Origin of the sequence: Pseudonocardia sp. SID8383, from assembly GCF_009864975.1 — a bacterium.
Classification (GTDB): domain Bacteria; phylum Actinomycetota; class Actinomycetes; order Mycobacteriales; family Pseudonocardiaceae; genus Pseudonocardia; species Pseudonocardia alni.
Genome location: NZ_WWFY01000759.1, coordinates 1 through 3,926, shown reverse-complemented (window position 1 = coordinate 3,926; position 3,926 = coordinate 1). Strand labels below are relative to the sequence as shown.

Here is a 3,926-nt window from a genome sequence, read left to right as displayed (position 1 = left end):
CGGCTCGAACCGCAGCGCGGTCTGCACCCGGTCGAACGGCACCCGGAACACCGCGGTCGTGGTCGTCGTCCCGGAGCCCGCGGCCGCGGCGTCGGACGGGGCCAGCGGGCGGGTGAACTGCACGAGCGCGGGCACGGACACCCCCGGTGCGGGCAGCGTCGCGGGCAGCCCGGCGAGGTAGCCGGCGACGTCCTGGCCGGGGTCGGGACCCAGCCGCACCGACCCCGTCGCCGCCGGGGGCCCGGCCGACGGCCCGGACCCGGCGGCCCAGACGGCGCCGAGGAACACCACCGCCATGACCGCGGCGATCCACGCGAGCGCGCGGGTGCTCAGCCCCCTCACGCCGCTCAGTCCCGCAGGACGTCCAGCGCCGCGTCGAGGTCGGCCGGGTAGGGGCTGGTGAACTCGACGTGCCGACCGTCGGCGGGGTGGGCGAACCCGAGCGTGCGGGCGTGCAGCCACTGCCGGGACAGCCCGACCCGCTTGGCCAGCGTCGGGTCGGCGCCGTAGGTGATGTCGCCGACGCAGGGGTGGCGGAGTGCGGAGAAGTGCACCCGGATCTGGTGGGTGCGCCCGGTCTCCAGGTGCACGTCGAGCAGGCTCGCCGAACGGAACGCCTCGATGGTGTCGTAGTGGGTGACGCTGGGCTTGCCGCTCTGCATCACCGCGAACCGGTAGTCGTGGCGCGGGTGCCGGTCGATCGGGGCGTCGATCGTGCCCGACGACGGGTCCGGGTGCCCCTGCACGACGGCGTGGTAGCGCTTGTCGACGGTGCGTTCCTTGAAGGCCCGCTTGAGCTCGGTGTAGGCGTGCTCGGAGGTGGCGACGACCATCACCCCGGTGGTGCCGACGTCGAGCCGGTGCACGATGCCCTGCCGCTCGGCGGCGCCGGAGGTGGACAGCCGGAACCCGAGCGCGGCGAGCCCGCCGGTCACGGTCGGCCCGGTCCAGCCCGGGGAGGCGTGCGCGGCCACCCCGACCGGCTTGTCGACGACGACGATGTCGTCGTCGGAGTGCAGCACCGTCAGGCCCGCGACGACCTCCGCCGGACCCTCGATGACCGCGGGCGCCGGGGCGTCGGGCAGCTCGACCTCCAGCCAGGACCCGCCGGGCAGCCGGTCGGACTTGCCGGCCTCGCGGCCGTCGACCGAGATCCGGCCGGACTCGGCCAGGGTCGCGACGACGGTCCGGGACAGGCCCAGCAGCCGGGACAGCCCGGCGTCGATCCGCATGCCGTCCAGCCCGTCGGGCACCGGCATGCTGCGTACCTCACCCACGTTCGCGGCTCCCGTCGATCTCGATGCCGCGCACGGCCATCAGCACCAGCAGGATGCCGCCGCACACGATGCCGGTGTCGGCGATGTTGAACACGGGGAAGACGCTCCCGTCCGGGGAGAAGAAGGCCAGCATGTCCACGACGTGCCCGCGCATCGGCCCGGGCGCGCGGAAGAACCGGTCGACCAGGTTGCCCAGCGCACCGCCGAGGACCAGGCCGAGGCCGATCGCCCAGCCGGTCGAGGCGAGCCGCCGCGCGATCCGGATGATCACGCCGACGACGACCACGGCGACGATCGTCAGCACCCAGGTGTAGCCGGTGGCCATGGACCAGGCGGCGCCCGGGTTGCGCAGCAGCGTGAGGTAGAAGAACCCGTCGATCACGGTGACCGGCCGCTGCCCCTCCAGCGTGGCGACGGCGGCGATCTTGGTGACGAGGTCGAGCGCCAGCCACACCGCGGCGATGCCCGCCAGCAGCGCCACACCGCGCCGTCGTACGGCGGGGTCGATCGGCGCGGTGGGGGGTGGGGGGTCGGCACTCACACCCGTGATTATGCGGGTCGCCCCGACACCGCCGACCGGCCGGTCAGCCGGCCCGCCCGCTCGGCCGGCCCCGGCCCTCGTGCCAGCGGACCAGTTTGCCGCCGCGGTCGACGTCGCGGATCCGCCGCTCGGTGTCCTCCCGGTTCTCCCGGGTGCTGACGACGAGGAACTGGTCCCCCTCGCGCAGCCGGGTGTCCCCGCCCGGGGAGAACGCCTCGGCGTCGCGTACGACCAGGCTGACCGTGGCCCCGCGGGGCAGCCGCAGCTCGCGCAGGTAGACGCCGTGCAGCCGGGACCCGGGGGGCACCTTCACCTGCAGGAGTTCGGCGTCGACCTCGTCGAGCGGGGCGGCGTCGACCTCGACGCCGCGGGTGTCGGTGCGCGAGACCACCCCGAGCAGCCGCGCCACCCAGGGCAGGCTGGTGCCCTGGACCAGGGTGAGCAGCACGACCAGCACGAACACGACGTCGACCAGCCGTTGGTTCTGGCCGCCGCCCTCGGTGACCGCGACGAGGGCGAGCACGATCGGCACGGCTCCGCGCAGCCCCGCCCAGGACAGGAACGCCTGTTCGCGCCAGGGCACCCGGAACGGCAGTGCGGCGGCGGCCACCGACAGCGGCCGCGCGGCGAGCAGGACGACCGCCGCGCAGATCAGCGCGGGCACCACGGCGGCGGGCAGCCGCTCGGGCACCGCGTACAGGCCGAGCAGCACGAACAGCCCGATCTGGGCGATCCACCCGGTGCCCTCGGCGAAGGAGACGACGCCGCTGCGGTGCGGCAGCCGGGAGTTGCCCAGCACCAGCGCGGCGCAGTAGGTGGCGAGCAACCCCGAGGCGTGCACACCCTGCCCGGCGGCGAAAGCCAGCAGGCAGGACGCGATCGCCGCGAGCGGGTACAGGCCGGTCGACGGCAGCGCGGCGCGGCGCAGCGCCCAGGCCGCGCCCAGCCCGAGCAGCACACCGACGACGGCGCCCGCGACGAGCTCGTAGACGACCAGCAGCGGCGTCGTCCAGCTGATGGCCTCGGTCCCGGCCAGGACGACGACGGCGATCACCACCGGCGCGTCGTTCATCCCGGACTCGAGCTCCAGGGTCCCGGCGAGCCGTTGCGGGACGGCGACCCCGCGCAGCACGGAGAACACCGCTGCGGCGTCGGTGGAGGACAGCACCGCGCCCCACAGCAGCGCGGTGCGCCACTCCAGGTCGAGCAGCAGGTGCAGCAGCCCGCCCGCGACGGCGATCGACACCAGCACCGACAGCGTCGACAGCAGCAGCCCGAGCCCGAGCGCGGGCCGCACCGCCGACCAGCGGGTGGTGAGCCCGCCCTCGGTGAGGATCAGCACGAGCGCGGTGAGGCCGAGGGACTCGGTGAGGCCGGTGTCGTCGAACCGGATGCCCAGCACGGACTCGCCGAGCAGCACGCCGATGCCCAGGTAGAGCAGCAGCGACGGCAGGCCGAGCCGCACCGAGACGCGCACCGCGAGCACGCCGAGCAGCAGCACCCCCGCGGAGATGCCGAGCATCAGTTCCAGACTCACCGGGGCCCCCCGCTCAGGGCGACCAGGTCAGGGTGACGGCGTCGGTGCGCCGCGGCGGGAGGTCCACCAGCGCGGCGGCGACCTCCTCGACGCGGTCGGCGGGCAGGCAGAGCCGACGGGTGACCCAGGCGGCGTCGTGCGGCAGGCGGGCCGCACGGGTCCAGGTCAGGACCTCCGGCGCGACGCCCTGCTGTTCGCGCAGCACCGCGACGGCGTCGTCGTGGGTCGCCGACGGCGGCCGGACCACGTCGTGGAAGCGCTCCCACAGCGGGTCCAGCCAGGCCAGCGGGTGCTCGGTCAGCATCTCGACCACGACGCCGCCGATCCCGCCGCGGGTGCGGACGGCGCCGGTCAGCGCGGCGAGGAACGGGGGCAGGTCGACGACGTTGTGCAGCACGTGGTGGCAGACGACGACGTCGTGCCGCCCGGCGTCCCCGGCCGCGTCGGGCCAGCTGCCGTGCACGGTGCCGTGGGGCAGGCCCCGGGCGCGAGCCGCCGCGGCGAACACCGCCAGCATGTCGGCCTGCCGGTCGACGCCGACCACCCGCGCCACCGGCGACGGCTCGGGCCA

4 protein-coding genes and 1 pseudogene are annotated in these 3,926 nt (G+C 75.3%); all 5 read right to left on the bottom strand.

Annotation, left to right across the window (positions count from 1 at the left end; translation table 11 throughout):
* A pseudogene (locus GTW08_RS18410) lies at positions 1–342 on the bottom strand (hypothetical protein); the annotation flags it as partial.
* A 5-nt stretch (positions 343–347) separates the two neighbouring features.
* Positions 348–1,259, bottom strand: a complete 912-nt coding sequence (locus tag GTW08_RS18405; RefSeq protein WP_062404557.1) for an RluA family pseudouridine synthase — start codon at positions 1,257–1,259, stop codon at positions 348–350.
* A 10-nt stretch (positions 1,260–1,269) separates the two neighbouring features.
* Positions 1,270–1,818, bottom strand: a complete 549-nt coding sequence (lspA, locus tag GTW08_RS18400; protein ID WP_073573910.1) for a signal peptidase II — start codon at positions 1,816–1,818, stop codon at positions 1,270–1,272.
* 43 nt (positions 1,819–1,861) lie between these two features.
* Positions 1,862–3,340: a potassium/proton antiporter gene (locus GTW08_RS18395; RefSeq protein WP_073573911.1), complete on the bottom strand. Its 1,479-nt coding sequence runs from the start codon at positions 3,338–3,340 to the stop codon at positions 1,862–1,864.
* A gap of 28 nt (positions 3,341–3,368) precedes the next feature.
* Positions 3,369–3,926, bottom strand: a 558-nt coding sequence (locus tag GTW08_RS18390) for a methyltransferase domain-containing protein (protein WP_161152275.1), incomplete at its 5' end; no start/stop codon positions are given.

Excerpts from the sequence above, each read along its gene's own strand:
- GTW08_RS18395 (WP_073573911.1), bottom strand. The coding sequence starts at position 3,340 with ATGCTCGGCATCTCCGCGGGGGTGCTGCTGCTCGGCGTGCTCGCGGTG.
- GTW08_RS18405 (WP_062404557.1), bottom strand. The coding sequence starts at position 1,259 with ATGCCGGTGCCCGACGGGCTGGACGGCATGCGGATCGACGCCGGGCTG.